This is a genomic window from Methanobacterium sp., from assembly GCA_012838205.1.
Lineage (GTDB): Archaea > Methanobacteriota > Methanobacteria > Methanobacteriales > Methanobacteriaceae > Methanobacterium.
In genome coordinates this window covers 1-4,764 of record DUPR01000041.1, presented here as the reverse complement: position 1 = coordinate 4,764, position 4,764 = coordinate 1, and the positions used below count along the sequence as shown (strand labels likewise).

Sequence of the window (4,764 nt, the reverse complement as noted above, 5' to 3'; positions counted from 1 at the left end):
TAACACGAAAAATTATTGCTAAAATAAGTTAAAAATGCCTTAACAGCATTATTAGTGTACTTAATGAACGGGTCATACTTTTTTTAAACCAAAACTTATTTTTATCATTAATTATAAATTTAACTTTCATCTTAAAAATAAGTGGTGATAGTATGCGTGAAATACTAGTAATTATAGCAATTTTGGGAATAATTGTTTGTGCCTCTGGTTGTACTGACAATACAACAACGACCAAAACTTATTCTGGCAATGGTGTTAGTTTTTCTTATCCTGGGAACTGGGAAGAATTGAATGTTTCTAGTACTCAAGAATCAGTTGGTGATGCTGGAAAAGCTTTAGTCATTGTTGGAATCGAAGGTCAGGATATGTTTGGCTTATTCAAAGTTAATGTTGGAGCCAACCAAGTATTATCCACTCCTAGCGAATGGCTGGCAAATATGAAAAAAGCGCTTGGAACACAATATGTTTCGAGTAAAACCATTACTGTGGATGGTGAAGATGGTGTTCAGCTAATTGCCGAGGATAAAGATGGTTTTAAGTTTTATTATGCCTTCTGGAATAAAAATGGAAAAGGATACATGGCTTTACTAACTACTAAAACTGAATCTCAAGATGTATTCGATTCCATAATCGACACTGTTAAAACCACCTAGATTTTTTTCTTTTTTTCCCATTTTTTTTATATATATACTCTAGACTATTTGTAAAAAAAATTCTTCCAAAGTTAGTGTTATGTTAAACCGCTATATTTTGAAAATCATTGTAACTGGACTTATTTTCTCCATTATCATAATATCTGGTTGTACCACTCTTCCAACAAATTACGAAGATGAAACGCTTAGCTTTAATGTCCCTCCCCATTGGCGAGTAAATGAAGAACAAATCAGTGACGAACTGGCCAAGTTACAGCCAGTTGATGCTATTTATCCTGTTATTTATATACACCAAAGCGATCTTAAACCCCGTGACATCATTGATGGATATGTCACAAATTATCCTTATGAGTATCCCCGGTTTAAGGTAGTAACCCGTGAGTATGTGAAAGTGAATGGTTTTGAAGGAGAAAAACTGATTTACAAAAACAGTGCACAATATGATTTTCTTTTAATCGGTCCTGATTTTTTCTCAGTTGTGGTAGCTTTTGGGAAATCCAACCAGACCTACGTTATTAGTACAACCGAGGCCATGGAACATACATATTACTCCCGGGTCGAACCTGCCCTGGAAGTGTTGTTAAATTCCATTAAAGTCAAAGAATAAAAAATTAATAGTTAAATTCTCTTTTTGTATTTAACTTCTTTAAAACAGATTTTAGTGGTTGTTCCATTGTTACTTTCAATGGTCATATGACCATCAATTTGATCCACTAAACTCTTAACAAGTTTTAGGCCGAGTGAATCTGTTTTTTCGTAATCAAGATCTTTCGGTACTCCAATACCATTATCAGACATAATTAAGTGGATATCATCTTGATAAGAGTTGATTTTAACGATAACCTCACCAGTTTTATTAGGGAATGCATGTTTAACACTGTTTGTAACGATTTCATTGATTATAAGACCACAGGGGATGGCTGTGTCTATGCCAATTTCAATGTTTTCCACATCTACTACCCTTTTTATATTGTTAGTATTGATTCCATAGCTAAAGAAGATGTTAGAAACCAGTGCTTCCACATAATCCTTTAAGTCTATCTTAGTTAAACTAGGGGATTGGTAGAGTTTTTCATGCACCATGGCCATACTTTTTATCCTTCCTTGACTCTCTTTCAAGAGATTTGCTGATTTTTCTTCAGTCACATAGTTAAGTTGAAGGTTAAGTAGGCTGGAAATGATTTGCATATTGTTTTTTACCCGGTGGTGGATTTCTCTGAGTAAAACCTTCTTTTCATGCAAGGAGTCTTTAATCCTTTTATCTGTCTCTTTGTTCTGGATTGCCAGAGCATAAAAATTAGCTAGTCTTTCAATAGCATCCAAATCATCTTTAGTGTAATTATCAGAGGCATTAGTCAAGGTGATTATCCCAACCAATTTTTCAGCAAGGAGCACTGGTACAATTAGTATATTTTCTAATTCAGGATAACCATCAGGAACGTATCCAAAATTAGGATTTTCATGGGGGGAATTATCAATTAAGGGCTTTTTAGTTTCCAATGACTTCCTTAATAAGCCAATATTTTTTCCCTCAGAATTTATTGGGAATTGAAATTGTGAAATTCCTTCAAAATTAGGTGGTGATCCTGAAACCATTGTTCCATCAATCAGTTGAAGGTTAGGATCAATAGTAGCTGCTAAACCATATTTACTTCCAGTCAATTTTTTGGCTTCTTGAATAATGACTTGGCTCACTTCATAGATTGAAGATTCAGGTGCAACAAAAGGTTCGTAGATCTTGGCCAGGGATTGGCTGATGTCCAGTTCATGTTTAATCTGATCTTGATATTCTTTCATCTTAGTTATATCACGTATGACTTCGATACTCCCAGCCCAATTTCCGTCCTGATCGTACAAAGGCGCTGCCTTGGCCCAGACAGTTCTTTTTTCACCTTTAAGGATAAGATCTGTTTCTACTGTTAAAATTTCATCTTTTTTATGAGAGATCCTATATTTTTTCTTAACTTTGTCATAGGATTCTTTAAACATATCCAAAAGTATAGGTCTGCGTTTACCATAGAATGGTATAGAGTATTCATAATTGCCTTTGCCTATGATTTTTTCACTGGTGACTCCAGTCATGTTTTCAATAGCCTTGTTCCAGGAGATCACCCTACCTTTAGTGTCAATGGCAACAGTGGCATCGGGAAGAAAATCAATTATATCAGCCATCCGCCGATAAGATTCAGTCAATGCATCTTTAATCTCTTTGAGTTTAGTTATATCTTGATTAACACCGTGAGTTCCAATTATATTTCCATTTTCATCTAATTTGGGCTTTATACGCACTACAATATGTCTTCTTTCTCCGTCACCACGTATAATGCTGTGTTCTGTGGTTCTGGAGTAGTTAGGATCATTAGTCTCCCTGGCCTTGACAATTTCCTTCCTGATTATTTCATGCTCTTCTGGAGGGAGGAAACGATTAGCAAATTCAGTAGAGGACAATAAGTAGCCACCCTCATCTTCGGCAGTTGTGCCGTAAAGTGAATAAAACTGGTCATTTAGAGTAAATAGGTCTTTTTCAAAATCATATTCCAAGTAAACTAGATTGGCAATTTCCATGGCTATTTTTAAACGTTCTTCACTCCAGCGTAGTTTATCTTCAGCTTCTTTTTTCTCAGTTAAGTCTCGTATTATGGCTGTGAAAAATGTTTCTTCCCCTGATTTCCAGGAGGAAAGTGACATTTCAAAGGGAAATTCTGTCCCATCCTTTTTTAATCCAGTGGTAACTACTGTTTTGCCCATTAATCTGTGTTTTCCATCTTTTTTGAACCTTTCAAGCTCTTTTGTGTAGTTTTTACGGAATCTTTCTGGCATTAAAGTGGTTAAGGGTTTGCCAGTAAGCTCTCTTTCAAGGTATCCGAAAATTTGTTCCAAACTTTGGTTAAAGTATTTGATTGTCCCATTTACATCAGTTGTGACTATGGCATCCACAGCAGATTCTGCCAATGCACGGAAACGTTTTTCACTCTTTTTTAGGGATATTTCAGTAATTTTGCTGGCTATAGCTTCCATGAAAGCAACTGAAAGCATTTCAATAGCGTTTTGATCATCCCGAGTGTATCCTGATTTTTTATTGGCTAGAGCAATCATACCAATGGTTTTATCATCCCGTTTTAGAGGTATTGCCATGAACGATGTTATTTCAGGGTGTCCTTCAGGTTCTCCTAACCTTCCTGGGTCTGACTTTGGATTATTGACAATTACCGGCTTTCCAGTAGTTAAAGCTCTGCCTAGATAACCCTGGATTTTCATGTTGCTTATTTGTTTTACTGCTTTTGTCTTAGGTATTACACATTCTGCCCACCCAGGATCACTGATTACTATGGTATCATAAAGGCCAGCGGGGTTTATTTTACCAATTAAACCAAATTTACTGTTAGTTATTTCTTCAGCCACTTTTAAACATATTTTGGCAACATCTTCAGGAGTTGTGCAGCGTAAAGCATTTTTAAGGACTTTGTTTATGGCTTGTGTTATGGAAATCTGTTTAGAAGTTTCATGTTCCATGTGCTTTTTGTAAATAGCATGTTCAATGGAATATCTAAGTTTGGTCTGATCAAAGGGTTTTATTATATATCCATAAGGATCAGTTTTCATGGCTTTTTTAACTAGGTCTTCCTCAGCATGGGCAGTTAAATATATGAAAGGTATTCCCAGCTCTTTAATTTTATAAGCTAATTCAATACCATCCATATCACCTTTAAGAACTATATCTATTAAAATAAGATCAGGCATGATTTCTAAGATGTGCTTTATTGCATCTATGCCAGTGGAAGCAACATATGGAACTTCATAATTAAATGATTCCAGTGTTTCCTTAATATCCATGGCGTCTATATTTTCATCCTCTACCAGGATAATCTTAATATCAGCCAATAGTATCAACTCATTTTTTACTATGATATTATCCAATATTAATTCTTATTTATCATAAAACCACTATTTATTATTTTGGCTTTGTAGAAACCCTTTTTTTATTTGATTTGTGTTGATCTGTAGATGTTGTATATTGTGTTTTTGAGTTTGGTTTCTTTGTTTGATAGTTGTGTGCTTCTACTATAGTTTGTACCGTTAAATTTTCTCTTTATTGCTGAAAATATGCTTT

General features: G+C 34.9%; 3 protein-coding genes. 2 read left to right on the top strand and 1 reads right to left on the bottom strand.

Annotation, left to right across the window (positions count from 1 at the left end; translation table 11 throughout):
- Positions 1-152 precede the first annotated feature (152 nt).
- A complete protein-coding gene (locus GXZ72_06520; GenBank protein HHT19197.1) occupies positions 153-653 on the top strand; it encodes a hypothetical protein in 501 nt (166 codons plus the stop codon).
- Between the two features lie 79 nt (positions 654-732).
- Complete coding sequence (locus GXZ72_06515; protein ID HHT19196.1) at positions 733-1,260, top strand: hypothetical protein; 528 nt, start codon at positions 733-735, stop codon at positions 1,258-1,260.
- Positions 1,261-1,271: 11 nt separating this feature from the next.
- Here the strand turns inward: GXZ72_06515 and GXZ72_06510 are convergent, their stop codons facing one another.
- Positions 1,272-4,535, bottom strand: a complete 3,264-nt coding sequence (locus tag GXZ72_06510) for a PAS domain S-box protein (GenBank protein ID HHT19195.1) — start codon at positions 4,533-4,535, stop codon at positions 1,272-1,274.
- Between the last annotated feature and the right edge of the window lie 229 nt (positions 4,536-4,764).